Source organism: Aquicoccus porphyridii (assembly GCF_008369105.1).
GTDB classification, from domain to species: domain Bacteria; phylum Pseudomonadota; class Alphaproteobacteria; order Rhodobacterales; family Rhodobacteraceae; genus Aquicoccus; species Aquicoccus porphyridii.
Map to the genome: position 1 here is coordinate 1 of NZ_VINQ01000195.1, position 391 is coordinate 391.

The 391-nt window shown below is 68.0% G+C and carries 1 protein-coding gene; it reads right to left on the minus strand.

Annotation, left to right across the window (positions count from 1 at the left end; genetic code table 11):
• The coding region (locus FLO80_RS24155) for an ATP-binding protein (RefSeq protein ID WP_500676340.1) at positions 1-391 on the minus strand (391 nt) is incomplete at both ends.

Consider the following 391-nt stretch of genomic DNA (forward strand, 5'->3'; position numbering starts at 1 on the left):
GATGAACAGGCCGAGGCCGGTGCCGCCGAAGCGTCGCGAGGTGGACGCCTCGGCCTGGGTGAAACCTTCGAAGATGCGCTGCTGCTGTTCCGCGCTGATGCCGATGCCGGTGTCCGCCACCAGCACCCGCAGGCGCACCAGGTGGGCGTCGTGCGCCAGACGCCGCAAGCTCACCAGGACGTGCCCGCGGGCGGTGAACTTCAGTGCGTTGCCGGCCAGGTTGATGAGGATCTGCTGCAGGCGCAGGCGGTCGCCGACCACCGCGCTGGGCAGCTCGGGATCGATGTCGAAGATCACCTCGACGTCCTTGTCGCCCTGGTTGCCGGAGAGCACCACGGCCAGGTCCTGCATCAGCGGCTCCAGCTCGAAGGGGAGCATTTCCAGGACCAGT